Source organism: Kitasatospora sp. P5_F3 (genome assembly GCF_054049135.1).
Window position 1 is genome coordinate 109,440 of record NZ_JBFUMY010000001.1, and the last position, 26,008, is coordinate 135,447.

The window sequence follows — 26,008 nt, forward strand, 5'->3', positions numbered from 1 at the left end:
CCCTGCGGTCACGGCAGCAGTCCGACGCCTGCCAGGCCGGTCATCCGCTCGGGGTGCGGACCGACCGACTCCGGGTCCTCGGGACGCCACTCGGGCAGGAAGACCAGGCCGGGTTCGAGCAGCTCGAACCCGTCGAACAAGGGGGTGATCGCCGCGCGGTTGCGCATCGTGATCGGGGTCGGGGTGCGCCTGTACAGGTCCTGGTGGGCCCCGGCCTGGTCCGGCCGGCCCTCCAGCGAGGCGTGGCAGACCACCAGCGCGCTGCCCGGCGGCAGCGCGTCCCGGAGCACCCGCACCAGCCGGTACGGGTCGTCCTCGTCGGAGATGAAGTGCAGCACCGAGACCATCAGCAGGGCAACCGGTTCACCCGCCGCCAGCAGCGCGGCCACCTCGGGCCGGGCGAGCAGGTCCTCGACCTGGCGCAGGTCGGCCTCGACCACCACGCTCTGCGGGTCGTCCTTGAGCAGCAGGCGGCTGTGCGCGACCGCGATCGGGTCGTGGTCCACGTAGACCACCTGGCTGTCCGGATTCACCGCCCTGGCCACCTCGTGCACCGGGCCGAAGGTCGGTATGCCGGAGCCGATGTCCAGGAAGCGGCTGACGCCCTGTTCGGCGAGGTGCTGCACGGCCCGGCGCAGGAAGGCCCGGTTGGCCCGCATGATGGCGGGCAGCTCGGGCCAGAACTCCATCGCCTTCCGAGCCATCGCCCGGTCGACCTCGAAGTTGTGGGAGCCGCCGAGGTAGTAGTCGTACACCCGCGCCGCGTTCGGCTTCTCGGTATCAGTGCCGGCGGGGACCCAGTTCGCTTGCTGCATGGAGGCATCCCTACCGGAGCTGGAGTGGACTACAAAACATGAGGATCTTCCTATCATCGCCTGTCCCCTGCAAGYAGTGAAACCCATGAGACTGCTGTGACGGAAGGGGCTCGCTGGCCGACGGGGCGCCGTTCCGGGCCGGGCGGGCGAGAATGGGACCCTCATGGCTGGACCCATCGAGGACTACGCGCTCCTCGGAGACCTGCAGACCGCCGCCCTGGTCGGCCGGGACGGATCGGTCGACTGGCTGTGCCTGCCCCGCTTCGACTCCCCCAGCTGCTTCGCCGGACTGCTCGGCACCGACCGGCACGGCGGCTGGCGGCTGGCCCCCAGTACCGGCGGCCCGTGCACCGAACGCCGCTACCACCCGGCCAGCCTGGTGCTGGAGTCCGTCTGGCACACCCCCACCGGTTCCGTCCGGGTCACCGACTTCATGCCCCGGCGGGACCGGCTGCCCCGGCTGGTGCGGATCGTCGAGGGCCTCTCGGGCACCGTCCGGATCCGCGGCGAGCTGCGGCTGCGGTTCAACCACGGCCGGATCGAGCCCTGGGTGCGCCGCACCGACCACCACCGGATCGCGGTGGCCGGGCCCGACTCCGCCTGGCTCCGGGTGCCCACCGGCGTGCACACCTGGGGCGAGGACGGTGCGACCGTCTCCGAGTTCACCGTGCGGCCGGGCGAGCAGGTCCCGTTCGTGCTGACCTGGCAGCCCTCGCACCGCACCGACACCCCCCGGGTGGACCCGGCCGAGCTGCTGAGCCGCACCCTGGCCGGCTGGCAGTCCTGGGCCGACGGCCTGCGCTACCAGGGCCCGTACCGCGAGCAGGTGCTGCGCTCGCTGATCACACTCAAGGCGCTCACCTACGACCCGACCGGCGGCATCGTGGCCGCCCCGACCGCCTCGCTGCCCGAACATCCGGGCGGGGAACGCAACTGGGACTACCGGTTCTGCTGGCTGCGGGACTCCAGCATGACGCTGGCCGCGCTGCTGCGCGGCGGCTTCCGGGACGAGGCGGCGGCCTGGCGCAAGTGGCTGCTGCGGGCCATCGCGGGCGACCCGGGCGACCTCCAGGCGGTGTACGGGGTGGCCGGCGAGCGCACCCTGCCGGAGACCTCGGCCGACTGGCTGCCCGGCTACCGCGACTCCACCCCGGTCCGGTTCGGCAACGCGGCCGTCCGGCAGCTCCAACTCGACGTCTACGGCGAGGTGCTGGACACCCTCGAGCTCGCCTACCGGGCGGGCATCCCGATGGAGCGCAAGGTCTGGGGGCTGCTCCGCAGCCTGATGGACTTCCTCGCCCTGCACTGGCGCGAACCGGACGAGGGACTGTGGGAGGTCCGGGGCTGCCGACGGCAGTTCGTGCACTCCAAGGTGATGGTCTGGGTGGCCGCCGACCGCGCCGTCCGGCTCGCCGAGGCCACCGGGCTGCCCGCCCCGGTGCAGCAGTGGCGGACCCTGCGTGACACCGTGCACGCCGAGGTCTGCGAGCACGGCTACGACGCCCGCCGCGGGATCTTCGTCCAGTCGTACGGCGCCGAGGAGTTGGACGCCGCCACGCTGTTCATCGCCAAGTCCGGTTTCCTGCCGCCCGACGACCCTCGGCTGGTGCGCACCGTGGACGCCGTCCGGACCGAGCTGGACCAGGACGGCTTCGTCCGCCGCTACCGGGCCGCCCCCGACACCGACGGGCTGCCGGGGACCGAAGGGGCCTTCCTGGCCTGCTCGTTCTGGCTGGCCGACGCACTTGCCCTGACCGGACGGCGGGCCGAGGCCAGGGAACTGTTCGAGCGCTCGCTGGCAGTGGCCAACGACCTGGGTCTGCTGGCCGAGGAGTACGATCCGGTCTCCGGCCGCCAACTCGGCAACGCCCCACAGGCGTTCACCCATGTCGCGCTGGTGAACACCGCGTTCGGGCTGGCCGACGGCGAAGCGGCCGACCCCACCGCCGTGGGATCGGCCGCCGCTCACTGAACCGCCGTCAGCTGGTGGCGGTGCAGCTCAGGGTCGGGACGCCGTTGCTGCCCGAGTAGTTGGCGCCGAAGCCGAAGCCGGTGCTGCCACCGGCCGCCACGGTGCCGTTGTAGCCGAGGTTGGTGACCGCGACCGCCGTACCGCTCTGGGTGACGCTGCCGTTCCAGAGGTTGGTGATCTGCTGGTTGCCGCCCCAGGTCCAGGTGACCTTCCAGGACTTGGTGGGCACGGTGCCGGTGTTGGTCACCGTGACATCGGCGTTGAAGCCGGAGCCCCAGTCGTTGCTCACCTTGTAGGTCGCGGCGCAGCCCGCGTTCCCGCCGCCACCACCGGTCTGGGTGGTGACGCTCAGCGCGGCCGAGGCCGCCGAGACGTTACCGGCCGCGTCGCGGGCCTTGACCGTGTAGCTGTAGGCCGTGGCTGCCGTCAGACCGCTGTCGGCGTACGAGGTGGTGGTCGAGGTGCCGACCTGCACACCGTTACGGAAGACCTGGTAACCCGTCACACCGACGTTGTCGGTCGAAGCGGTCCAGCCCAGGGTCGCACCGGAGGCGGTGACGTTGCTCGCGACCAGCCCGGCCGGGACGGAAGGAGCGGTGGTGTCGCCGGTACCGGCCGAGGTGGTGACGCTCAGCGCGGCGGAGGCCGCCGAGACGTTGCCGGCCGCGTCGCGGGCCTTGACCGTGTAGCTGTACGCGGTCGAGGCGGTCAGGCCACTGTCCGTGTAGGAGGTGGTGGTCGAGGTGCCGACCTGCACACCGTTACGGAAGACCTGGTAACCCGTCACACCGACGTTGTCGGTCGAAGCGGTCCAGCCCAGGGTCGCACCGGAGGCGGTGACGTTGCTCGAGGCGAGCGCGGTCGGAGCGGTCGGAGCGACGGTGTCGCCGGTGCCGCCGCCGACCGGCGGGTAGGCGTTCTGGAGCAGCTGGCGGAACTGGGCGGAGAACCAGGTGCCGGCCAGCGGCGAGTCCGGCAGCGCGCCGGACATGTTGTTGTTGTTGCGCGGGTTGCCGGTGTACGTGGGGTCGCACATCCGGTCGAAGCCCTTGCCCTGGTCGTTCGCGATCTCCTTGCTCGCGCCGTCCGACTCACCCGGAGGCTTCACCCAGACGTAGGCGTCGATGCCCGGCTCGGGCGCCGCGGTCGGCCGCTCGCCGAGGCCCGCACCGGACTGGTTGCACCAGTTGCCGGTCTGGAACCGGCGGTCGAGGCGGCCACCGTCCACGTACGCGTCACCGCTGGTCTGCGGGCCGGGACCGGTCGGACGGTTGGCGCCGCCCCAGCCGTTGCGGGAGGTGTCGATCAGCATGCCGACGTTCGACTGGAAGCCGACCTCGACCGCCTTGGCCCGGAACGCCTGGGCGTACGACAGCTCGTCGACGTAGCGGTTCCAGTCCACCCACTTGGAGGTGCCCCGGATCGACTGGCCACCGACCGTGTCGTTGATGGTGAAGTAGGGCTCCTTCAACGTCGAGTAGTTGGCGGTGTTCACCACGAAGCCGTGCACGTTGGCGGCGGTGGAGCCGGAGGCGTTGGCGGCCTGGTAGAGCAGGCTCGCGGTGGGGCCGAAGTTGGAGTCCCAGCCCAGCCAGCCGTGGTGCCCGGCATCGATGTAGTTGTAGACGTTGGAGATCGCGCCCAGCTTGTTCAACGCGTAACCGACGCCGGCCACGTAGTTGCCGTTGGCCTTCATCACGTCACAGGTCGGGGTGGCGGTGGCGGTGCCGCCCGCGTTGGTGATCAGGTTCGGCAGCGAGTCGAGCTCGATCGTGGTGACGATCCGCAGGTTCGCGTAGGCCGGGTCGGCCAGGATCGCGGCGATCGGGTCGATGAACTCGGTCTTGTAGCGGCCGATCTCGGTCGGGCCGAGCTCACCGTTGGACGACAGCGCGGCGCAGTCGCGGCCGGGCAGGTCGTAGATGACCACCTGGAAGACGAACGGCTTGCCCGCGGCGTTGGCCTGGCTGACGGCGGAGTTCAGGTGCGCCCGCAGGCCCATCGAGCTGCTCGAGCCGTTGATCGCGGCGATCCGGTCCAGCCAGACGTAGGTCGGCTGGTTGGAGACGGCCGAACCGCCCGGCTCGGCTGCGGCGTTGGCGGCCCACTCGGGGTTCACGTAGACGCCGGCGCCGACATAGGGGTTGTCGACCTTGGGGGTCGCGGCGTGCGCTGTGCTCGCCATCGGAAGCAGGGTTGCCGCGCCGAGAGCGGTCGCGAGGGCGACCGTTCGGAGGCGACGGAGGAGCTGTCCTGACACGTGCGGATTCCTTTCGGGTGGGGGAAATCCGGTGGGGCTGGGGTAACGGAGAAGCTCAACCAACTGTGGGAGCGCTCCCACATGACTGGAGCGGACTGACACCACGGGAAGGGCTGGTGGGGTGCGGTGGCGCCGGTCCGACTCGGCGGGTGGATGACTCCCCGCATCTCAGGGCGGCCCCTGAGCTCACGGCATATCAACCCATGAAGGCGCTGAGGCGTCAAGCATTCTGACCGACTTCAGTAAGTGAACACGGCGCTTCCCATGGGAGCGCTCCCGAAACGGAGTTGACGGTGTCTCATGAGAACCTCGGGGTCCCACCACCTCGGAGGCCGCCTGATGACCGCCCGCCCCAGGATCGACGACCGGCAGCGCCGCGCCCGCCTGGCGACCCGTCAACTCCTCGCCCCCGCCCACCGGGCCGACGCCCCCGAGCAGGTCGTCGAGGCGCTGGTGGCCCTGCACGCCACCGACCCCGCCACCGTCTTCCTGTCCACCGCCGCCCGGCTGGCCCGGCCCGAACCGGCCGATCTGGAACGGGCGTTGTACCAGGACGAGACCCTGCTGCGGATGCACGGCATGCGGCACACGCTGTTCGTCGTCCCGGCCGACCTCGCCCCGGTGGTGTACGCCTCCAGCACCCGCAAGGTGGCCGAGAAGGAGCGGCGCGGGCTGCTCGCCTTCGCCGCCGAGGGCGGCTTCGACGCCGACTGGCTGGCCGGGGTGCAGCGCCGCACACTGGCCGCCCTGGCCGGGGCCGGCCAAGCCACCGGCAGCCAACTGGGCGAGCTGGTCCCCGAGTTGCGCGAGTCGATCACGGTCGCGGTCGGCAAGCCGTACCAGGCGCAGCAGACCATCGGGGTGCGGCTGCTCCGGGTGCTCGGGATGGAGAACGAGATCGTCCGCGGCCGCCCGGTCGGCGGCTGGACCAGCGGACAGCACCGCTGGGCGGTTCGGGGCGCCCTGCCGGCCCTCCCGCCGGCCGAGGCCCAGGCGGAACTGACCCGCCGTTGGCTGACCACCTTCGGTCCTGCCACCACCGAGGACGTCCGGTGGTGGACGGGCTGGGGCGTCCGCGAGGTCAGGGCGGCACTCACCGCCTGCGGTGCGGTGGCCGTCGACCTCGACTGCGGTCCGGGCCACACCCTCCCGGACGACCTCGACCCGCTGCCGGAGCCCGCCCCGTGGGCCGCCCTGCTCCCGTCGCTCGACCCCACCCCGATGGGCTGGCAGCAGCGCGACTGGTACCTGCCCGCTGCCCACCGCACCGACCTGATCGACCGCTCCGGCAACATCGGCCCCACCGTCTGGTGGAACGGCCGCGTGGTCGGCGGGTGGGCCCAGCACGCCGACGGCGGCCTCCGCTGGGAGGCCCTCGAACCCCTCCCCCGCGAGGCCACCACCGCCATCGACGCCGAGGCCGACCGTCTCACCCGCTGGCTCGGCCCGGCCCGGGTCACCCCGCGCTTCCGGACTCCACTGGAGCGCCGCCTGACGGGGTGACCCGACGTCACCTTCCCGGGCCCCGAAATACCGGTGGTCCCCGCTGGTGACCACCGGGCAGCATGGGGCGCATGGTGACAGTGGGAACAGTGACGGACCAGGACTGGCAGACCCTGCGGGCGGTACGCCTGCGCGCGCTGGAGCAGAACCCGGAGGCGTTCGGCTCGACGCTCGAACGCGAGCAGGACCAGCCGGCGGAGTACTGGCGCCGACGGATCGCGGCCGGGGTCTGGTTCATCGCCTGGGACGGCCCGGAGCCCGTCGGTCTGGCCTCGGCCGTCACCTCCCTGACGGGGCATCAGCTCAACGCGATGTGGGTCGACCCGGCCCGGCGCGGGCGCGGCGTGGGCGACGCCCTGGTGGCCGCCGTGCTCGACCGGGCCCGCGCCGAGGGGGCCGCCACCGTCTCGCTGACCGTGGGCGAGGACAACGCCGCGGCCCGGAGTCTCTACCTGCGCGCCGGTTTCCGGCCGACCGGCGCACGCGGGCCGCACCCCCGCGACCCCGGGCGATGGCACGAACAGCTCCGGGCCCGGCTGCTGCCGGACGGCTGCGAGATCTCCACCGATCCGGCCCGGCTGGACGCCGCGCTGGTCCACCGGTGGCTGTCGGAGGACACCTACTGGGCACTCGGCCGGTCCCGGGAGAAGCAGGACCTGGCCATCGCCGGCTCGCTCAACTTCGGGGTGTACGACTCCGCCACCGGCACCCAGCTCGGCTACGCCCGGGTGGTCACCGACCTGGCCACCTTCGCCTGGCTCTGCGACGTCTACATCGCGCCCACCGCCCGGGGCCGGGGTCTGGGCACCGCCCTGGCCGCCGCCGTCCGGGACCACCTCGCGCCGTACGAGCTGCGCCGCGTGCTGCTCTCCACCGGCGACGCCCACCAGGTCTACGCCCGGGTCGGCTTCGAGCCGCTGGCGAGCCCGGAGAAGTGGATGATCCTCGAGGCGGCCCCGAAGCCGGCCCCGGCCGGGCTAGCCGGGGAACAGCCAGCGGCGCAGCACCCGGGTGGCGACCGGGAGGGCGAGGTAGGTCATCAGGGCGCTGATCACCGGGGCCAGGATGAGTGAGCGGGCCAGCACCGGCAGGGTGGCCAGGTGCGGGGTGAGGTAGAAGTTCGCGGTGGTGGTGAGCGGGGCGATCGCCAGCGTGGAGGCGACGGCCATCTTCCAGCGCGGGGCCGGCGTGCGCCGGGCGCCGGCCGCAGTGGTGGCGAACCAGCCCTCCATGCCGAGCAGTTCGCGCCGGGCCACCTCGACGTGGTGGCCGTCGGCCTCGGCGAAGCAGGCAGCCCGGGCCGGCGAGAGCTGCCAGGCGCGGAACGAGTCGGCGTCCTGGAACGACAGCAGCAGGTGCCACGGGTCGTCCGGGCCGGCCGGGCGCAGCAGCCCGGTACCCAGGTTGCCGGGGTGGTCGGCGGCCGCGCCCAGGATGGACTTCGCCCAGACCTCGAACCGCTCCTCGTGCCCCGGGTCGACCCGTCGGGCCACGAAGAGGGTGACCTCTTCCCCGTTCTCCCCGTCCGGTACGTCCGTGCTCATGGTTCTCCGCCCATTGGTCCGCCCGCAGCCTATGCGGCGGCAGCGCCGGGAGTGAAGCCCTGACGGGTCGTCCACCGACACAGTCCCGGCCCGGCCGGACGACCGCCCTGTAGGCGGTTCCGCCAAGCCGGTCACACTCCGTCACCCGGGATCGGCCGGTGGCGATTGGCCGGATCCGAATCCGGATTGGCGTGTTCTGTTCGGCACCGAGGTTTGTTCCATTGCAGACTGAGCAGGAACCTCCGGGCCTCGAATCACTACCCAAGGAATGGTGAGTCCGGTGATACCCCTACGTCCCAACTCAGCGCCCGCTCAGACCGCACCGCAGCAGCAGGCGGTGGAGACACCGCTCCCGCTGACCGAATCGGCCGCACTGAGCCATCTGGCCGGAATCTGTTTCAAGATCGGACCTCCCCGGCTGATCGGGGTGGAAGCCGAGTGGTTCGTCCACGACGGCGACTGTCCGGAGTCACCGGTCGACCCGCGTCGCCTGGCCGACGCACTAGCCGCACTTCCCACCCACCAGAATCCGGGTGACCCCGCCCCCCTGCTTCCCTCGGGCACCGGTCTCACCTACGAACCGGGCGGACAGGTCGAGCTCAGCTCCCCGCCCGCCGCCGACCCCGAAGAGTGTGCCGACACCATGCTGCGGGATCAGGCCACCCTCCGCGCCGCCCTCGCCGCCCACCGTTTACGGCTCACCGGCAGCGGCACCGATCCACTCGGCCGCGAACGCCTGATGCGGCTCGACCACCCCCGCTACCTGGCGATGGAGCAGCACTTCGACCGGATCGGCCCGTGGGGCCGGGTCATGATGACCGGCACCGCCTCCGCCCAGGTCTGCGTGGACGCGGGCACCGGCACCGGGACGCACGGCTTCACCCGGCGCTGGCAGCTGGCCCACCGCCTCGGCCCGGTCCTGGTGGCCGCCTTCGCCAACTCACCCCTGCTGGACGGCCGGCCGACCGGCTACCGGTCCACCCGTCAGCTGGTCTGGTCCCGGATGGACCCGAGCCGCACCCTGGCCCCCGGTTTCGCCGGTGACCCGCGCGAGCGCTGGGCCGAGTACGTGCTGGACGCCGAGGTGCTCTGTGTCCGCCGCCCGGACGGGCTGCCGTGGACCGCCCCGGCCGGGCTGACCTTCCGCGGCTGGCTGCGGGGGGCGGGCGAGCGGCCGCCGACCATGGCCGACCTGGAGTACCACCGCACCACCCTCTTCCCACCCGTACGGCCGCGCGGGCACCTGGAGCTGCGCATGATCGACGCCCAGCCGGGCGAGGGCTGGCAGGTGCCGCTGGCCCTGGTCGGCGCGCTGCTGGACGACCCGGTGGCGGCCGAGGCCGCCGAGGAGGCGCTCGAACCGCTGGGCACCCCGGCCTACCGGGACCGCCACCCGCCACGCACCGAGCTGTGGCACCGGGCGGCCACCCTGGCGCTGGGCGACCCGCAGCTCCGCCGGGCCGCGCTGGCCTGCTTCGGCGCCGCCGACCAGGCGCTCGCCCGCCGGGAGCAGACCCGTGGCGGTCCGTCCCGGCTGCGGAGCGCGCTGGCCGACTTCGCCGAGCGCTACCCGGCCCGTGGCCGCTGCCCCGCCGACGACCAGTTGGACGCCCTGCGCACCGGCGCCCTTCCCCATGCCCTGGAGACCGCAGCATGCTGAACACCGACCACCGCGAGGCCGACGCCGTCCGTGAGCGGGTCGCCACCGAGCTGCTCGCCGCCCGCGAGCGCACCGCCGGACTCACCGCGCTGGACGACCACGACCTGACCGCCCAGCACTCCCCGCTGATGTCCCCGCTGGTCTGGGACCTCGCCCACATCGGCAACCAGGAGGAGCTCTGGCTGCTCCGCAACGTCGGCGGCCGGGAGCCGATGCGGCCCGAGATCGACCCGCTCTACGACGCCTTCGAGCACCCGCGGGCCGAGCGCCCCAAGCTGCCGCTGCTGCCGCCGAAGGAGGCCCGCGCGTACGCCCACGAGGTGCGCGGACGGGTGCTCGACCTGCTCGCCACCACCCCGCTGGACGGCGAACTCCCGCTGGTCCGGGACGGTTTCGCCTTCGGCATGATCGTCCAGCACGAGCAGCAGCACGACGAGACCATGCTGATCACCCATCAGCTCCGCAAGGGTCAGGGCGCGCTGACCGCCCCGCCGCCACCGGCCACCGCGACCGGGCCGCTGCCCACCGAAGTCCTGGTCCCCGGCGGCCCGTTCACCATGGGCACCGACACCGAGCCGTGGTCGCTGGACAACGAGCGCCCGGCCCACCAGGTGGAGGTGCCCGCCTTCCATCTGGACACCACCCCGGTGAGCAACGGCGCGTACCAGCAGTTCATCGCCGACGGCGGCTACGACAACCCGCGCTGGTGGACCACCGAGGGCTGGGCGCACCGGCAGCAGGCCGGGCTGTTCGCGCCGCTTTTCTGGAGCCGGGACGGCGGGCAGTGGCTGCGCCGCCGGTTCGGCGCGGTGGAGCCGGTGCCGGCCGACGAGCCGGTGCTGCACGTCAGTTGGTACGAGGCGGACGCGTACGCCCGCTGGGCCGGGCGGCGGCTGCCGACCGAGGCCGAGTGGGAGAAGGCGGCCCGGCACGACCCGGCCACCGGCCGCTCCCGCCGCTACCCCTGGGGCGACCAGGAGCCCGCCGCCGAGCTGGCCAACCTGGGCCAGCGGCACCTCCAGCCCGCGCCGGTCGGCAGCTACCCCGAGGGTGAATCCGCGCACGGTGTCCGGCAGTTGATGGGCGACGTGTGGGAGTGGACGGCGAGCGACTTCACCCCCTACCCGGGCTTCCGGGCCTGGCCGTACCAGGAGTACTCGGAGGTCTTCTTCGGCCCCGAGTACAAGGTGCTGCGCGGTGGCTGCTTCGCCGCCGCACCGGTCGCCAGCCGGGGCACCTTCCGGAACTGGGACTACCCGATCCGGCGGCAGATCTTCGCCGGCTTCCGGACCGCGCGCGACGGCGAGGCGGGCTGATGTGCCGCCATCTCGCTTATCTGGGCACGCCGGTGACGCTGAACGAGCTGCTGGTGGCACCACCGGCCGGGCTGTACCGGCAGTCCTGGGCTCCCCGGTTGCAGCAGTACGGCACGGTCAACGTGGACGGCTTCGGCGTCGGCTGGTACGCCGAGGGTGACCCGGTCCCGGCCAGGTACCGCAGGGCCGGGCCGATCTGGGCCGACGAGGGCTTCACCGACCTGGCCAGGGTGGTGCGTTCGGGCGCGGTGCTGGCGGCCGTCCGGTCCGCCACCGCCGGGTGTGCGGCGGGCGAGGCGGCGGCTGCTCCGTTCGCGGCCGACCAGTGGCTGTTCAGCCACAACGGCGCGCTGCCCGGGTGGCCGGACGGGCTGGCCGGGCTGGCGGCCCTGCTGCCGCCCGCCGAGCTGCTGCGGCTCACCGCGCGCACCGACTCGGCCCTGCTCTGGGCGCTCGCCCTGCACCACCTGCGGGACGGCGCCGGGCTGGACGAGGCGCTGACCGCGACCGTGCACGAGGCTGCCAAGCACACCGACGGGCGGATCAACCTGCTGCTCACCGACGGCACTTCGGTCGCCGCGACCAGCTGGGGCGACACGCTCTGCTACCGGACCGGCCCCGGCTCGGTGCTGGTCGCCTCGGAGCCCTCCGACGACCTGCCGGACTGGCGGCACCTGCCGGACCGTTCGCTGCTGCTCGCGGATGTCCACGGTGTGACCGTCTCCTCTCTCAACTGAATTCAACTGACCGATCGAGCAAGGGAATACTGCTGTGAGGGCCTACGAGCTGACCCGTCTGCTGGCCGCCGACCACTTCAGTCACGCGCTACGGCACGACGTACGCAGCGGTCTGACGGCGAGTCCGAAGTCGCTGCCGCCGAAGTGGTTCTACGACGCCCGGGGCAGCGAGCTGTTCGAGGAGATCACCCGGCTGCCGGAGTACTACCCGACCCGGGCCGAGCGGGAGATCCTGACCGACCGGGCCGCCGAGATCGCGGCCGCCACCGGGGCCCGCACCCTGGTCGAACTGGGCTCGGGCTCCTCGGAGAAGACCCGGCTGCTGCTCGACGCGCTGCGCGACTTCGGCACCCTGCGGACGTACGTTCCGGTGGATGTCAGCGAGAGCGCACTGGCGGCCGCCGCCGAGGCGCTCACCGTCGACTACCCGGAGCTGACCACGCACGCGGTGGTCTCCGACTTCACCCAGCGGCTCGGCCTGCCGCCGGGCCAGGGCCCGCGTCTGGTGGTCTTCCTGGGCGGCACCCTGGGCAACCTGCTGCCGGCCGAGCGCGCGGTCTTCCTGCGCGAGCTGCGCGAGGCGATGGAGCCGGGCGACACCCTGCTGCTCGGCACCGACCTGGTGAAGGACCCGGACACGCTGGTCGCGGCGTACGACGACGCGGCCGGGGTGACCTCGGCCTTCAACAAGAACGTGCTCAACGTGCTGAACCGGGAGCTGGGCGGCGACTTCGACCCGGAGCTCTTCGACCACGTGGCGCTCTGGGACGCCGAGCAGGAGTGGATCGAGATGCGGCTGCGTTCCCGGGTGGCCCAGACCGTCAAGATCCGCGAGCTGGACCTGCCGGTGCACTTCGAGCGCGGCGAGGAGCTGCGGACCGAGATCTCGGCGAAGTTCCGCCGCGAGCGGGTGGCGGCGGAACTGAGCGCGGCCGGGCTGGAGCTGTCGGCCTGGTGGACCGACCGGGCCGGCCGGTTCGGGCTCTCGCTCTCGACCCTCTGAGAATCTGACCGTGCGGGGCCTCACGCTGCGGCGTGGGGCCCCGTTCCGCGCGCACCTTAGCGGCTGATCACACCGGAGTGGGCAGGATTCACTCACTCCGCGCGCCCGGAACATCACCTCCGGTACCCATGTCGGTGGGAGGGATGTGTCCTTGATCTTCAGTCGGCTCCGCACCCGCAAGTCCGCCAGGCTCGTCACCGTCTCGACCGCCACGGTCGCCCCGGGCTGCCCGTACACCGGCATCCCGGCAACGCCTGAACCTTCCACGGCACCTGACGGATCGTTGGCCGGGCAGGCCGTCGCCTTCGTCCGGCAGTTCCACCAGGAGCGGCCCGGCGCGGGCGATCCGGCGCCGAGGGTCCGTCAGGTGCTCGCCGAGATCGAGCGCACCGGCACGTACGAGCACACCGCCGAGGAGCTGGCCTTCGGCGCCCGGGTGGCCTGGCGGAACTCCGCCCGCTGCATCGGCCGCCTCTACTGGCGCAGCCTGGTGGTCCGCGACCGGCGCCACGTCGACTCCCCCGACGGGATCGCCGAGGAGTGCTTCGAGCACCTGCGCACGGCCACCAACGGCGGCCGGATCCGCCCGGTGATCACGGTCTTCGCCCCCGACCGCCCCGACCGCCCCGCCCCGCGGATCGTCAACCAGCAGCTGGTCCGCTACGCGGGCCACCCCTCCGGGGCGGGTGACCCGGCCGGAGCCGTACTGGCCGTCCAGGCCCGGGAGTTGGGCTGGAAGGGCGGCGAGGAGCGGTTCGAGGTACTGCCGCTGATGATCCGTCGGCGGGACGAGGACGAGCCGCAGTGGTACGAGGTGCCGGAGGACGCGGTGCTCGAGGTACCGCTGCGCCACCCCGAGCACGCCTGGTTCGCCGAGCTCGGCCTGCGCTGGTACGCGGTGCCCGCGATCAGCGACATGGCGCTGGAGATCGGCGGCATCCGGTACCCGTCGGCCCCGTTCAACGGCTGGTACATGGGCACCGAGATCGGCGCCCGCAACCTGGCCGACGCCGACCGCTACGACCAACTCCCGGTGGTGGCCGCCCGCCTGGGCCTCGACACCACCTCCGAACGCACCCTCTGGCGGGACCGCGCCCTGGTCGAGCTCAACATCGCCGTCCTGCACTCCTTCCAGGAGGCGGGCGTCACGATGGCCGACCACCACACCGAGTCCGAGCGCTTCCTCAAGCACATCGCCCAGGAGGAGCGCCTGGGCCGCCGCACCCCGACCGACTGGAGCTGGATCGTCCCGCCCGTCTCCGGCGGCCTCACCCCGGTCTACCACCGCTACTACGACCCGGTGGACCCGGACCTCCGCCCGGCCTTCCTCCCCCGCTGACCCGAGGTCCGTGCCTACCCTGGAGGTCACCGGCGCGAGGAGGCACGATGCCCGGGATCGCCCTGAAGACCGCGAGGCTGCGGGAGGGTCTCGCGCTCCCGTACGCCGAGGTGGGCGCGCCGGGCAGCACGCCGGTCGTGTTCGTGCACGGGTGGGGGGACACCTGGCGCACCTTCGAGCCGCTGCTGCGGCGGCTGCCCGCCGGACTGCACGCGTACGCCCTCACCCAGCGCGGGCACGGTGACGCCGACCGGCCGCCCGACGGCTACGCCCCCGCCGAGCTGGCCGAGGACCTGCTCGCCTTCCTGGACACCGTCGGTCTCGGCCGGGCGATCCTGGTCGGCGGCTCCAGTGGCGGGGTGCAGGCCAGGATCCTGGCCGGACGGCACCCCGACCGGGTCGCCGGGCTGGTGCTGCTCGGGGTGCCCGCCACCCTCGCCGACAAGCCCAAGGCCCGCGAGGTCCGGGCGCTCGTGCAGGAGCTGCGCGATCCGGTCGGGCGGGAGTTCGCCGCGGCGTTCAGCAGCGGCCTGACCGACGGCGGCGTGGACCCGGACTTCCTGCAGTCCATGATCACCGAGAGCCTGAAGGCACCGGCCCGGGTCTGGCGGGACACCATGCTCGGCCTCCTCGACACCGACCTGCGGGCCACCCTCGACGGGATCTCGGCACCGACGCTGGTCGTCTGGGGCGATCACGACGACCTGCTGCCCCGCTCCGACCAGCAGGTGATCCTGGACGCGATCCCCGGCGCAAGCCTGATCATCCATCAGGGCGCCGGACACCTCGTGTACTGGGAACACCCCGACGAGGTGACCCGCGACATCGCCGCGTTCGCCGCGCAGGTCACGGGCCCCGCCTGACGGACTGTCCGCCGAACGGGGTGCACCACCGCACGTACGGCGCAGTTCCGTTCGCGCCGCCCGGCGCGGTTTCCCAGACTCGGTTGCGGGGGTGAGCTCGAACTGAGAGGCATTTCCCTATGAAGCTCGGTCTTCGTCGCATCGCGGTAGCGACCGCTGCAGTGTCCATCGGCCTCGGCATGGCCTCCTGCGGCAGCGCCAAACAGTCCACCGGCACCTCCACCGGCACCTCCACGGGAACGGCAGCGGCCGGCCCCATCAAGATCGGCCTGCTGCTGCCGGAGACCAAGACCACCCGGTATGAGCAGTTCGACCGGCCACTGATCGAGGCGAAGATCAAGGAGCTGGCGCCGGACGCCCAGATCGACTACTACAACGCGAACGAGAACGCGACGACGCAGCAGACCCAGGTCGACACCGCGCTCACCAAGGGCGACAAGGTACTGATCCTGGACGCGGTGGACTCCAAGTCCATCCAGTCCTCGGTGCAGAAGGCGCACGACGCCGGCGTCAAGGTGATCGCCTACGACCGGCTAGCCCAGGGGCCGGTCGACGCGTACGTGTCGTTCGACAACAACAAGGTCGGCCAGCTCCAGGGCGAGGCCCTGGTCGCGGCGGTGGGCCCGAAGGCGTCGAGCGGGAAGATCATCATGATCAACGGTTCGCCGACCGACCCGAACGCCGCCCAGTTCAAGGCGGGCGCACACAGCGCCATCGACGGGAAGCTGACCATCGGCAAGGAGTACGACACGCCGAACTGGGACCCGAACAACGCCAACCAGGAGGCCGCCGCGGCCATCACCGCCCTCGGCGCACCGAACGTGGTCGGCGTCTACTCCGCCAACGACGGCATGGCCGCCGGTATCGCCACCGCCCTCAAGGCGGCGGGTCTGAGCGTCCCGCTGACCGGGCAGGACGCTCAACTGGACGCGGTGCAGCGGATCCTGATCGGCACGCAGACGATGTCGATCTACAAGCCGTTCAAGCCGGAGACGGACGCGGCCGCCACGATGGCCGTTCACTTCGCCCAGGGCAAGAGCCTGGAGCCCTCCCTCGCGCCGACCAAGGCCACCAACGGCAGCGGCACCGAGGTGAAGTCGAACCTGATCACGCCGATCGTGCTGACCAAGGACAACATCAAGACCACCGTGGTGGCCGACGGCCTGTACACCGTCGCCCAGATCTGCACGCCCGACTACGCCGCCGCCTGCACCGCGGCGGGGCTTCAGTAACCGCACACGTCAAGCCATGTCACGTCACGTCGGATCCGGTACGGGGAAAGGAAGTTGATTGCTGTGACAGGTTCGCCCGTACTGGCGTTGCGCGGGATCTCCAAGCGGTTCGGTGCCGTCCAGGCGCTCACCGACATCGAGTTGGAGGTCAACGCGGGCGAGGTGGTCGCGCTGGTCGGTGACAACGGCGCCGGCAAGTCGACCCTGGTCAAGGCGGTGGCCGGGGTCAACCAGCCGGACGAGGGCGTCATCGAGTGGGAAGGCCGGCCGGTGACCATCCACCGGCCGCAGGACGCCCAGCACTTGGGCGTCGCCACCGTGTACCAGGACCTCGCGCTGTGCGACAACCTCGACGTGGTCGGCAACCTCTTCCTCGGCCGCGAGCTGATGCGGTTCGGCGTGCTGGACGAGGTCCGGATGGAGAAGCGGTCCCGCACTCTGCTGGACACGCTGTCCATCCGGATCCCCAGTGTGCGGATCCCGATCGCCTCGCTCTCCGGTGGCCAGCGTCAGGTGGTCGCCATCGCCCGCTCACTGATCGGCTCGCCCAAGATCGTCATTCTGGACGAGCCCACCGCCGCCCTGGGCGTGGAACAGACCGCCCAGGTCCTCGACCTGGTCGAGCGGCTCCGCGACCAGGGTCTCGGCGTCATCCTGATCAGCCACAACATGGCGGACGTGATGGCCGTGGCGGACCGGATCGCGGTGCTGCGGCTGGGACGGAACAACGGGTTCTTCGACCGCCGGAGCACCAGTCAGGAAGAAATCATCTCGGCCATCACCGGCGCCACGGACAATGCTGTGACCCGCCGTCAGGCCCGTGGCACGGAGGGCGACCAGTGAGCGAGGACGGCACCAACACCCCGCAGCCGGGGAACGGTTCGCATCGGAAACCCCTCCCCGAGGACTCGATGCCCAAGGGCGGGGTCAACGCCCCCGTCCCGGTGGCGGCCGAGGTGATCCAAGCGGTCGACCCGCGCCTGATCGTCCGTCAGGAGGGCGTGAAGGGCTACCTCGGTGAGTTCCGGCGCAGGATCGGCAGCGGCGAGCTGGGCTCGCTGCCGGTGGTCCTGGCGCTGGTCGTCATCTGGGCCGTCTTCGGCAGCCTGAACAGCACCTTCCTGTCGGCGCAGAACCTCTCGAACCTCTCGCAGCAGATCGTCGGCACCGGCATGATCGCCATCGGTGTGGTCTTCGTGCTGCTGCTCGGCGAGATCGACCTGTCGGTCGGTTCGGTCAGCGGCCTGTGTGCCGCCATCTTCGCCGTGATGAACGTGACGCACGGGGTCAACGAGTGGGTGGCACTGCTGAGCGCAGTAGCCGGCGGCGCGGTCGTCGGGCTCATCCAGGGCCTCTTCTTCGCCAAGATCGGTGTGCCCGCCTTCGTCGTCACCCTGGCCGGCTTCCTGTTCTGGAACGGCCTGATGCTGCAGATCCTCGGAGCCAGCGGCACGGTCAACCTCTCCGGCCACGACATCGTCTCCCGGCTCTACACCACCATCTACGGCCAGACCATCGCGGCGTACGCCCTCGCGGCCGTCGCCGTCCTGCTCTTCCTCGGCGCCGCCCTGATCGACACCAGGCGGCGCCGCCAGGCCGGGGTACCGTACCGGCCGGCCAGCGACATCGCACTGCGCACCGCCGTGCTCGCCGTGCTCGCCTTCCTGGCGGCGTACACGCTGAACCAGTACAAGGGCCTGCCGCTGGCCCTGCTGATCTTCCTGATCTTCATCGTGGTGCTCGACTTCGTGCTCCGCCGCACCGGCTACGGACGCCAGATCTTCGCGCTCGGCGGGAACATCGAGGGCGCCCGCCGGGCCGGTATCAACATCTCGTGGATCCGGATCTCGGTCTTCATGATCTGCTCGACCATGGCAGCGGTCGGCGGTCTGTTCCTGGCGGCCCAGATCCAGTCCGCCAGCCAGACCTCCGGCGGCGGCAACCTGCTGATGAACGCGATCGCGGCCGCCGTCATCGGCGGCACCAGCCTCTTCGGCGGACGCGGCAACACCTGGTCGGCCCTGCTCGGTGCGCTGGTGATCGGGTCGATCCAGTCCGGCATGAACATCCAGGGCCTCAGCAACGCGATCCAGTTCATGATCACCGGTGCGGTCCTGCTGGCCGCGGTGGTCATCGACTCGCTGTCCCGCCGCACCCAGCGAGCGGCCGGCCGGGCCTGAGGGCGAACCGCTGATGCGACCGCTGCGGACCCGGGCCGAGGCGCTGCAGGAGTACCTGGGCGGTGCGCTCTGGGTACTGCCCGGGCTGGCGGTGGTGCTCGCGCTGATCGCCGGCAGCGTGCTCTCCCAGATCGACATCCCGCCGGACTCGCCGCTCGACCCGCTCGCCTTCGCCGGCACAGCGGACGACGCCAGGAACGTGCTCACCGCGATCGCCGCGACCATGGTCACGGTGATCGCGGTGGTGCTCGGCCTGACGATCGTGGCGCTGCAGGTGGCCTCCACCCAGTTCTCGCCGCGCCTGCTGCGCAACTTCCTCCGCGACCGCCCGAACCAGATCGTGCTGGCGTCCTTCTGCGCCACCTTCGCCTACAGCACCGCCGGGCTGTACACGGTCGGGGTCTCGGGCGGCATGGACGTCGAGGAGTTCCCCCGGCTCGCCGTCACCGGGGCGATCACCCTGGTCTTCGTCAGCCTGGTGATGCTGGTGTACTTCGTGGACCACGTCGCGCACTCGATCCAGATCGACAGCGTGATGAACTCGGTCGCCGCCACCACCGCCCGCGGCGCGCAGACCCGCACCCCGCCCGGGCCCGGCATCGACCTGGTCGGCCCTCCCCCGCCGCCGGACGCCGTGCCGCTAGCCGCGCCGCGCTCCGGCTACCTGCAGACCGTCCACCCCGAGCGCCTGCTGGCGGCGGCCGTCGAGCTGGACCTGGTGATCACCGTCGCGGCCCGGGTCGGCGACCACCTCGTCGCCGGGGCCGAACCGCTCGGATACGCCTGGCGGCCGGGCGGCGGGCCGCCCGGTGACACCGACCGGGTGACCCACGAACTGTGGCACGCGGTGCAGATCGGTCACGAACGCACCCGGCAACAGGACACCCTGTTCGGCGTCCGGCAGCTGGAGGACATGGCGCTCCGCGCGCTCTCCCCCGCCATCAACGACCCGTACACCGCCGTCCAGGCGCTCGACCGGCTCGCCGCCCTGCTCGCCCTGCTGGCACCCCGAACCCTCGGCGACAGCCTGCGCACCGACCCGGCCGGGGTGGTCCGGGTGATCGCCCGCGGCCCCGCCTTCGCCGACTACCTCGACCTCGCCTGCGGCCAGGTCCGCCGCTACGGCGCCGCCGAACCGGCCGTCTGCCTGGCCCTGCTCCGGCTGCTCGCCGTCCTCACCACCGTGACCGACGACCCCATCCGCCGGCAGGCGATCACCGCCCAGGCGGCGCTGGTACTCGCCGACGCGGAGCGCCGGATCGCCCAGCCGGCCGACCTGGTCCGGGTACGGGAACTGGCGGCGGAACTGACCGAGAGTTGACCCTCCCTCAGTGGTCGGCCGCCGCAAGCCGGGTGGTGGCTTCGGCCAGCTGGTCGAACGTACGGTTCAGCACCGACCGCCGTTCCTCCTTGAAGACCGGCGAGGGCTCCAGACCGTCGATGGTCCGCTCCCAGACGGCCATGAAGGTCTTCTTCCACTCCTCGACCACCCCGGGCTCCGGCAGGTCGTCGTCGGCGTAGCCGGCCTGGGCGAGGGCATGCAGCAACTCCAGGTGGCACGGCACGGCGACACCCCAGTACTCATCGGGCTCGAGGGCGACGGGATCGCCGGCCATCGCCTCGGCGACCTCGGTGACGAGCCGGTCAACGACGATCGACAGGTGATCCAACGCTGCGTCACTCTCGAAGTTCCCACTGCCCCAAGTGCCCACGAAGTCTCCTCTGAGTGGTGGTGCCGCGTCTTCGGGCCTATCGAAGCACGAGGGCGGCGACCGGTTCGAGCATCATCACCACGGAGACGGTGGTGGCCCTGACCGCCATCAGGCCGGAGCACCGAAAACCGGTCGCGGCCGGGAACGTCCACCGGACAGAGTGACCCTCGTTCACCATCCGGGGAGGAATCACCATGTCGACACTGCGGGTCACGGCCGAGCGGCTGACCATCCTGACGCACCCGAACGCCGACGCGCTGGAGCTGGCCCAGATCGGCCTCTACCGTGCGGTGGTGGCCAAGGGGGCGTACCGGACCGGTGAGTTGGCCGTCTACATCCCGGAGCAGGCGGTGCTGCCGCCCGCGCTGATCGAGGAGTTGGGGCTGACCGGGAAGCTGGCGGGCAGCGCCCGCGACCGGGTGAAGGCGGTCCGGCTGCGCGGCGAGCTCTCCCAGGGCATCGTCTGCCGCCCCGCCGCGCTGGCCGGCACCGATCTGGCCGAGGCCGTCGCCGAGGGTGCGGACTTCGCCGAGCGGCTCGGCATCACCAAGTGGGTCCCGCCGATCCCGGTCGGCATGAGCGGTGACGTCGAGTCGGCGCCTGAGCTGCTGCCCTGGGTGGACATCGAGAACCTCAAGCGCTTCCCGGACGTCTTCGAGCCGGGCGAGCCGGTGGTCGTCTCCGAGAAGCTGCACGGCAGTTGCTGTCTGGTCACGTTCCACGCCGGCTCCGGCGCCGTGCAGGTCTCCTCGAAGGGGATCGGCGCTCAGGGGCTGGCGCTGCGCGAGGACGGCCTGAACCTGTACTGGCGGACGGTCCACGCGCACGGAATCCCGGCGGTGGCCGCCGAGTTGGCGGCGCGGCTGGGCGCGAGCCGGGTCGGCATCTTCGGCGAGGTCTTCGGCGCGGGCGTCCAGGACCTGACGTACGGCGAGTCGGGACGCACCGAGCTGCCCGGGTACGCGGCCTTCGACGTCTCGGCGGTGATCGACGGGCAGTCGGTCTGGCTGGACGCGGCCGAACTGCTGGCCGGGAAGCTGCCGTTGGTGCCGCAGCTGTGGAGCGGCCCGTTCGACGCCGGGACCGTACTGGCGCTGGCCGACGGCCGGGAGACCTTCTCCGGGCGGGAGTTGCACCTCCGCGAGGGCGTCGTGGTCCGGCCGGTGGTGGAGCGGTACAGCCCGGTGACCGGCGGCCGGGCGATCGCCAAGGTGGTCAGCGGGGCGTACCTGACCCGCAAGGGCGGCACCGAGTACGAGTAAAACCAGTTGCCGAGCGGGGTGTCGGGGCCGAAACTTCGCAGGTGACAGAGCGAAGCGTGACAGTGTTGGTGACGTATCAGGGCGAGCAGCTCGGCGAGATCGGGCCGTTCCCGGTGGCGACGCCGCGCTGGCACGACGTCGGGCCGGTGGCCGAGGAGTTGACGCTCCGGCTGGGCGTGCCGGTGCATGTGCTGCGCCTGCTGACGCACGACAGCGCCGACACCGGGTACGGCGGCACGGTCGCGTACCACGCCGAGGCGCTGCGGTTCCCGGAGGTCGAACTCGCCGACTCCGCCCTCTCGGTGGGCGAGGACCCGCTGCGGGCGCCGTGGGCCACCCCGGCCGGGCTGCGGTCCGCGCTGGCGTGGGCCGCCGGTACGGTGCGGGCGGTCGGTCCGGCCGAGCAGGTGAAGAGCTGGAACCTCTCCGGCCTGTACCGGCTGCCCACCGCCGACGGTGCGGTCTGGCTGAAGACCACGCCCTCGTTCGCGGTGCCCGAGGCCGAGGTGATCGCCCGACTGGCCGCCGTCGACCCGGAGTTGGTGCCGCCCGTACTGGCCACCGCCGAGGGCCGGGTGCTGCTCGGTCATCTGCCCGGGGTGGACTGCTGGGGGCTGCCCGAGGACGCCATGCTGGACGCCGTCCCCCGGCTGGTCGCCGCCCAGGCGGCGCTGGCCGGGCAGGGCGCCGGACTGCCAAACCGTACGCCGGGCACGCTGCCCGAGCGATTCGCGGCGCTGCTCCCCCGGGTCGTCCTGACCTCCGAGGAGCGGGCCGCCGCCGAGCGGCTGCTCGCCGATCTTCCGTCTCTGATCGAGGAGTTGGCGGCCTGCGGGCTGCCCGAGACGCTGGTGCACGGTGACTTCCACCCGGGCAACTGGCGCTTCGACGGCACCCGCAACGTGCTCGTCGACTTCTCCGACAGCTACTACGGGCACCCCGCCGTCGACGGCCTGCGGCCGCAGGACTTCCTCGCCGAGGACCGCTGGGCGACGGTCCGTCAGCTCTGGATCGACGCCTGGACCACCCACGCCCCCGGCTCCGACCCGGCCAAGGCGCTGGAGCTGGCGGAGCCGCTGATGCACCTCGGCTACGCCGTCCGCTACCAGGAGTTCCTGGACGGCATCGAGGCCACCGAGCGGGTCTACCACGACGGCGACCCCGAGTCGGAGATCCGCGCCGCGCTGGCCTGCCGCTGAGCGAGTCAGGCCAGCAGGTGCGGGGCGTGCTCCCGGACCGCCGCCAGCAGTTCCTTGCGCGAGGGGTTGACCATCGCGTGCCCGGCCACGGTCACCGTCGGGACGGTCTCGTTCCCGTCGGCGACCGAGCGGACGAAGGCGGCGGCCTCGGGGTCACGCCAGATGTTGACCTTGCGGAAGGGCAGGTCGGTGAACCGCAGCTGGGTGAGCAGCTTCATGCAGAAGGTGCACATCGGCCGCCAGTAGACGACCACGCCGTCCTGGTCCTCGGTCACGCTTCGCTCCCCCGGGTCGAGTTGACAGTGCGTTCGTAGCGTAGCTCCAGGCCGTCGAGCAGCGCCTCCAGGCCGGTCTCGAACGCGCCTTCGTCGATCCGCCGCCGGTGCTCGGCGAGCTTGTGGGCCTCGCCGAGGTGCGGGTACTCCTCGGCGTACACCGCCGCGTCCTCGGGGAAGCCGGCCGCGAACGAGCCGAGCGCCGAGCCGGTGACGAAGTACCGCATCAGGGCGCCGATCCGGGTGGCCTGGCCGCGCGGCCMGCCCGCCGCGACCAGACAGCCGAAGACCGCGTCGGCCAGCCGCAGCGCGTTCGGCCGACGGCCGGGGCCCTGGGCCAGCACCGGGACGATCGCGGGGTGGGCGGCCAGTGCCGCCCGGTAGGAGCGGGCCCAGTCGCGCAGCGCGGTGCGCCAGGGGGCCGGCGGCTCGAACATCGACAGGTCGACTTCGCCCATCACGCTGTCGACCACCGCGTCCAGCAGTTCGTCCTTGGTGGCGAAGTGGTTGTAGAGCGAGGGCCCGCTGACCGAGAGTTCGGTGGCCAGCCGGCGGGTGGAGAGTGCGGCCAGCCCGTCGGCGTCGACCAGGGCAAGGGCGGCCGCGACGATCCGCTCGCGGCTGAGCAGCGGGGTGCGCGGGCGGGCCATGGTCGCTTCCTCCGGTCGGGTGGGGTTCCGGGCATTCTCGCAGGCCGCTACTTCCCAGCGGCCCGGCGGCGGGCTACAGTCGGACAAAACTTGCACTGCTAGTTTAACCGAGAGGCCGCGATGAACCTGGAGCTCTCCGAGGAGCAGGCCGCCGTCAAGCAGCTCGCCGCCGACTTCACCGATCGCGAGATCGTGCCGTACGCCGCCGACTGGGACCGCGCCGAATCGGTGGACCGGGCGATCATCGGCAAGCTCGGCAAGGTCGGCTTCCTCGGCCTGACCATCCCGGAGGAGTACGGCGGCAGCGGCGGCGACCACCTGGCGTACTGCCTGGTGCTGGAGGAGCTCGGCCGGGGCGACTCCTCGGTGCGCGGCATCGTCTCGGTCTCGCTCGGCCTGGTGGCCAAGTCGGTCAACAGCTACGGCAGCGAGCAGCAGAAGCGGCACTGGCTCCCCCGGCTGACCTCCGGCGAGGCACTCGGCTGCTTTGCGCTCACCGAGCCCGGCACCGGTTCGGACGCCGCCAACCTGACCACCCGGGCGGTCCGGGACGGCGAGGACTGGCTGATCACCGGCGCCAAGATGTTCATCACCAACGGGACGTGGGCCGAGGTCGCGTTGGTCTTCGCCCGCACCGGCGGGCCCGGTCACCAGGGCATCACCGCCTTCCTGGTCCCGACCGCCACCCCGGGGCTCGAACGCCGGGAGATCCACGGCAAGTTGGGCCTGCGCGGCCAGGCCACCGCCGAGCTGACCTTCGACGCCGTCCGGGTGCCGGACAGCGCCCGGCTCGGCGCCGAGGGCAAGGGCTTCTCGGTCGCGATGGCCGCACTGGCCAAGGGCCGGATGTCGGTCGCGGCCGGCTGCGTCGGCATCGCCCAGGCCTGCCTGGACGCCGCCGTCGGCTATGCCAAGGAGCGCGAGCAGTTCGGAAAGCCGATCGCCTCCTACCAGTTGGTGCAGGAGCTGATCTCCGACATCTCGGTCGACCTGGACGCCGCCCGGCTGCTCACCTGGCGGGTGGCCGACCACATCGACCGCGGGCTGCCGTTCGCCACCGAGTCCTCGGTGGCGAAGCTGTACGCCAGCGAGGCCGCCGTCCGGGCCGCGAACAACGCGCTGCAGGTCTTCGGCGGGTACGGCTTCATCGACGAGTACCCGGTCGGCAAGTACCTGCGGGACGCCCGGGTGATGACCCTGTACGAGGGCACCAGCCAGATCCACAAGTTGCTCATCGGGCGTTCGCTCACCGGCGTCAACGCCTTCTAACCACCCAGTAGTTGAGGAGCCCAACGACGTGCGTCCCGTCTACTTCGCCGCCGCCCGCCGCACCCCGATCGGGCGGCTGCGCGGCGCCCTCTCGTCCGTCCGGCCTGACGACCTGTCGGCCGCCGTGCTGCGCGGACTGCTCGACTCCGTACCGCAGTTGGACCCGGCCCGGATCGACGACGTCTACTGGGGCGCCGCCAACCAGGCCGGGGAGGACAACCGCAACGCGGCCCGGATGGCCGTGCTGCTGGCCGGTCTGCCGGAGAGCATTCCCGGCGCCACCGTGAACCGGCTCTGTGCCTCCGGCCTGGAGGCCGTCAGCACCGCCGCCCGGGCGATCGGCTCCGGCGAGGCCGAGATCGTGGTCGCGGGCGGCTGCGAGTCGATGAGCCGCGCCCCGTTCGTGCTGCCGCGCCCCGACGAGGCGCTGCCGCACAAACTGGAGACCTTCGACACCCGGCTCGGCTGGCGGATCACCAACCCCCGGATGCGCGAGCTGCACGGCGTGCTGAGCATGGGCGAGACCGCCGAGGAGGTGGCCGACCGGTACGGCGTCAGCCGGTCGGACCAGGACGAGTTCGCGCTGCGCAGCCACCAACGGGCCGCCGCCGCCCGATCGAGCGGGCACTTCGACGCCGAACTGCTCCCCGTGCTGCGGGCCGACGGTGTGACCGTCACCCAGGACGAGAGCATCCGGGAGGACAGCTCGCTGGAGCGCCTCGCCGCCCTCAAGCCGGTCTTCCGGGCCGGTGGCACCGTGACGGCGGGCAACGCCTCGCCGATGAACGACGGCGCGGCCGCACTGCTGCTGGTGAGCGAGGAGGTGCTGCACGAGCTCGGCCTCGAACCGCTCGGCCGCTACGTGGCCGGGGCCTCGGCCGGGGTGCACCCCGACGTGATGGGCATCGGCCCGGTGCCCGCCACCCGCAAGGTGCTGGCCCGCACCGGCTGGGCGGTCGAGGACGTCGAGGAGGCCGAGTTCAACGAGGCTTTCGCGGCCCAGGCGCTCGCCTGTGTCCGGGAGTTGGGCTTCGACCCGGAGCTGGTCAACCCGTCCGGGGGCGCGATCGCCCTCGGTCACCCGCTGGGCGGCTCGGGCGCCCGGATCCTCACCACCCTGCTGCACCGGATGCGCCGCACCGGCGCCCGGCGCGGGCTGGCCACCATGTGTGTCGGTGTCGGGCAGGGCACCGCCGTACTCGTCGAGAACGTCTAAG

At 72.0% G+C, this 26,008-nt stretch carries 23 protein-coding genes and 1 pseudogene; 18 read left to right on the plus strand and 6 right to left on the minus strand.

The window, feature by feature from the left end; genetic code table 11:
* Window positions 1-8: 8 nt before the first annotated feature.
* Window positions 9-815: an SAM-dependent methyltransferase gene (locus ACXJMZ_RS00350; RefSeq protein ID WP_457027906.1), complete on the minus strand. Its 807-nt coding sequence runs from the start codon at window positions 813-815 to the stop codon at window positions 9-11.
* A gap of 163 nt (window positions 816-978) precedes the next feature.
* Between ACXJMZ_RS00350 and ACXJMZ_RS00355 the strand changes: the two genes are divergently transcribed.
* Window positions 979-2,787, plus strand: a complete 1,809-nt coding sequence (locus ACXJMZ_RS00355) for a glycoside hydrolase family 15 protein (protein WP_457027907.1) — start codon at window positions 979-981, stop codon at window positions 2,785-2,787.
* Between the two features lie 7 nt (window positions 2,788-2,794).
* Here ACXJMZ_RS00355 and ACXJMZ_RS00360 read toward each other — a convergent pair whose 3' ends face one another.
* A complete protein-coding gene (locus ACXJMZ_RS00360; protein ID WP_457027908.1) occupies window positions 2,795-4,972 on the minus strand; it encodes a glycoside hydrolase family 6 protein in 2,178 nt (725 codons plus the stop codon).
* Window positions 4,973-5,386: 414 nt separating this feature from the next.
* Between ACXJMZ_RS00360 and ACXJMZ_RS00365 the strand changes: the two genes are divergently transcribed.
* The 3 genes and pseudogenes from ACXJMZ_RS00365 to ACXJMZ_RS00375 all read left to right on the plus strand — a co-directional run bounded on the left by ACXJMZ_RS00365 (window position 5,387) and on the right by ACXJMZ_RS00375 (window position 7,623).
* Entirely contained in the window at window positions 5,387-6,550 is a 1,164-nt protein-coding gene (locus tag ACXJMZ_RS00365; RefSeq protein ID WP_457027909.1) for a winged helix DNA-binding domain-containing protein, read from the plus strand.
* 71 nt (window positions 6,551-6,621) lie between these two features.
* Window positions 6,622-7,020 (plus strand): annotated as a pseudogene (locus ACXJMZ_RS00370) (N-acetyltransferase family protein); the annotation flags it as partial.
* A 66-nt stretch (window positions 7,021-7,086) separates the two neighbouring features.
* Window positions 7,087-7,623: a GNAT family N-acetyltransferase gene (locus ACXJMZ_RS00375; RefSeq protein ID WP_457028043.1), complete on the plus strand. Its 537-nt coding sequence runs from the start codon at window positions 7,087-7,089 to the stop codon at window positions 7,621-7,623.
* On the opposite strand, the gene ACXJMZ_RS00380 is transcribed toward ACXJMZ_RS00375, so the two are convergent.
* Window positions 7,528-8,094, minus strand: a complete 567-nt coding sequence (locus ACXJMZ_RS00380; protein WP_457027910.1) for an antibiotic biosynthesis monooxygenase — start codon at window positions 8,092-8,094, stop codon at window positions 7,528-7,530. The two genes, ACXJMZ_RS00375 and ACXJMZ_RS00380, sit on opposite strands and share 96 nt — an antisense overlap.
* Window positions 8,095-8,431: 337 nt before the next feature.
* On the opposite strand from ACXJMZ_RS00380, the gene egtA reads away from it, so the two are divergent.
* From egtA to ACXJMZ_RS00430, 10 genes are all read left to right on the plus strand, one after another.
* Window positions 8,432-9,754, plus strand: coding sequence for an ergothioneine biosynthesis glutamate--cysteine ligase EgtA (gene egtA, locus ACXJMZ_RS00385; protein WP_457027911.1), 1,323 nt, complete (start codon window positions 8,432-8,434; stop codon window positions 9,752-9,754).
* The gene (egtB, locus tag ACXJMZ_RS00390; protein ID WP_457027912.1) at window positions 9,748-11,070 is read left to right on the plus strand and encodes an ergothioneine biosynthesis protein EgtB; all 1,323 of its coding nucleotides are present in this window, start codon (window positions 9,748-9,750) and stop codon (window positions 11,068-11,070) included. The genes egtA and egtB overlap by 7 nt, the downstream gene beginning before the upstream one ends.
* Window positions 11,070-11,807 (plus strand): ergothioneine biosynthesis protein EgtC, encoded by a 738-nt coding sequence (egtC, locus tag ACXJMZ_RS00395; RefSeq protein ID WP_457027913.1) that lies wholly within the window; start codon window positions 11,070-11,072, stop codon window positions 11,805-11,807. The genes egtB and egtC overlap by 1 nt, the downstream gene beginning before the upstream one ends.
* A 34-nt stretch (window positions 11,808-11,841) precedes the next feature.
* Window positions 11,842-12,810: an L-histidine N(alpha)-methyltransferase gene (gene egtD / locus ACXJMZ_RS00400; RefSeq protein WP_457027914.1), complete on the plus strand. Its 969-nt coding sequence runs from the start codon at window positions 11,842-11,844 to the stop codon at window positions 12,808-12,810.
* Between the two features lie 241 nt (window positions 12,811-13,051).
* Window positions 13,052-14,149 carry a nitric oxide synthase oxygenase gene (locus ACXJMZ_RS00405; protein WP_457028044.1) on the plus strand — a complete coding sequence of 366 codons (1,098 nt, stop codon included), beginning with the start codon at window positions 13,052-13,054 and terminating at the stop codon, window positions 14,147-14,149.
* A 47-nt stretch (window positions 14,150-14,196) separates the two neighbouring features.
* Window positions 14,197-15,012 (plus strand): alpha/beta fold hydrolase, encoded by an 816-nt coding sequence (locus ACXJMZ_RS00410; RefSeq protein WP_457027915.1) that lies wholly within the window; start codon window positions 14,197-14,199, stop codon window positions 15,010-15,012.
* Between the two features lie 179 nt (window positions 15,013-15,191).
* On the plus strand, window positions 15,192-16,244 hold the full coding sequence (locus ACXJMZ_RS00415; RefSeq protein ID WP_457028045.1) for a sugar ABC transporter substrate-binding protein: 1,053 nt from the start codon (window positions 15,192-15,194) through the stop codon (window positions 16,242-16,244).
* Between the two features lie 63 nt (window positions 16,245-16,307).
* Window positions 16,308-17,087 carry an ATP-binding cassette domain-containing protein gene (locus tag ACXJMZ_RS00420; protein ID WP_457027916.1) on the plus strand — a complete coding sequence of 260 codons (780 nt, stop codon included), beginning with the start codon at window positions 16,308-16,310 and terminating at the stop codon, window positions 17,085-17,087.
* Between the two features lie 68 nt (window positions 17,088-17,155).
* Complete coding sequence (locus ACXJMZ_RS00425; protein WP_457028046.1) at window positions 17,156-18,424, plus strand: sugar ABC transporter permease; 1,269 nt, start codon at window positions 17,156-17,158, stop codon at window positions 18,422-18,424.
* Window positions 18,425-18,437: 13 nt separating this feature from the next.
* Entirely contained in the window at window positions 18,438-19,745 is a 1,308-nt protein-coding gene (locus ACXJMZ_RS00430) for a DUF2254 domain-containing protein (RefSeq protein WP_457027917.1), read from the plus strand.
* Between the two features lie 7 nt (window positions 19,746-19,752).
* Here the strand turns inward: ACXJMZ_RS00430 and ACXJMZ_RS00435 are convergent, their stop codons facing one another.
* Window positions 19,753-20,136, minus strand: a complete 384-nt coding sequence (locus ACXJMZ_RS00435) for a DUF4259 domain-containing protein (protein WP_457027918.1) — start codon at window positions 20,134-20,136, stop codon at window positions 19,753-19,755.
* Between the two features lie 194 nt (window positions 20,137-20,330).
* On the opposite strand from ACXJMZ_RS00435, the gene ACXJMZ_RS00440 reads away from it, so the two are divergent.
* Entirely contained in the window at window positions 20,331-21,398 is a 1,068-nt protein-coding gene (locus ACXJMZ_RS00440; protein WP_457027919.1) for an RNA ligase (ATP), read from the plus strand.
* Window positions 21,399-21,466: 68 nt separating this feature from the next.
* Entirely contained in the window at window positions 21,467-22,597 is a 1,131-nt protein-coding gene (locus tag ACXJMZ_RS00445) for an aminoglycoside phosphotransferase family protein (RefSeq protein ID WP_457028047.1), read from the plus strand.
* Between the two features lie 5 nt (window positions 22,598-22,602).
* Here ACXJMZ_RS00445 and ACXJMZ_RS00450 read toward each other — a convergent pair whose 3' ends face one another.
* A complete protein-coding gene (locus ACXJMZ_RS00450) occupies window positions 22,603-22,872 on the minus strand; it encodes a glutaredoxin domain-containing protein (RefSeq protein WP_457027920.1) in 270 nt (89 codons plus the stop codon).
* On the minus strand, window positions 22,869-23,522 hold the full coding sequence (locus ACXJMZ_RS00455; protein WP_457027921.1) for a TetR/AcrR family transcriptional regulator: 654 nt from the start codon (window positions 23,520-23,522) through the stop codon (window positions 22,869-22,871). Before ACXJMZ_RS00455 ends, ACXJMZ_RS00450 begins: the two co-directional genes overlap by 4 nt.
* A gap of 120 nt (window positions 23,523-23,642) precedes the next feature.
* Between ACXJMZ_RS00455 and ACXJMZ_RS00460 the strand changes: the two genes are divergently transcribed.
* On the plus strand, window positions 23,643-24,791 hold the full coding sequence (locus ACXJMZ_RS00460) for an acyl-CoA dehydrogenase family protein (RefSeq protein ID WP_457027922.1): 1,149 nt from the start codon (window positions 23,643-23,645) through the stop codon (window positions 24,789-24,791).
* 28 nt (window positions 24,792-24,819) lie between these two features.
* Entirely contained in the window at window positions 24,820-26,007 is a 1,188-nt protein-coding gene (locus ACXJMZ_RS00465; RefSeq protein WP_457027923.1) for a thiolase family protein, read from the plus strand.
* The last annotated feature ends 1 nt before the right edge of the window (window position 26,008 follow it).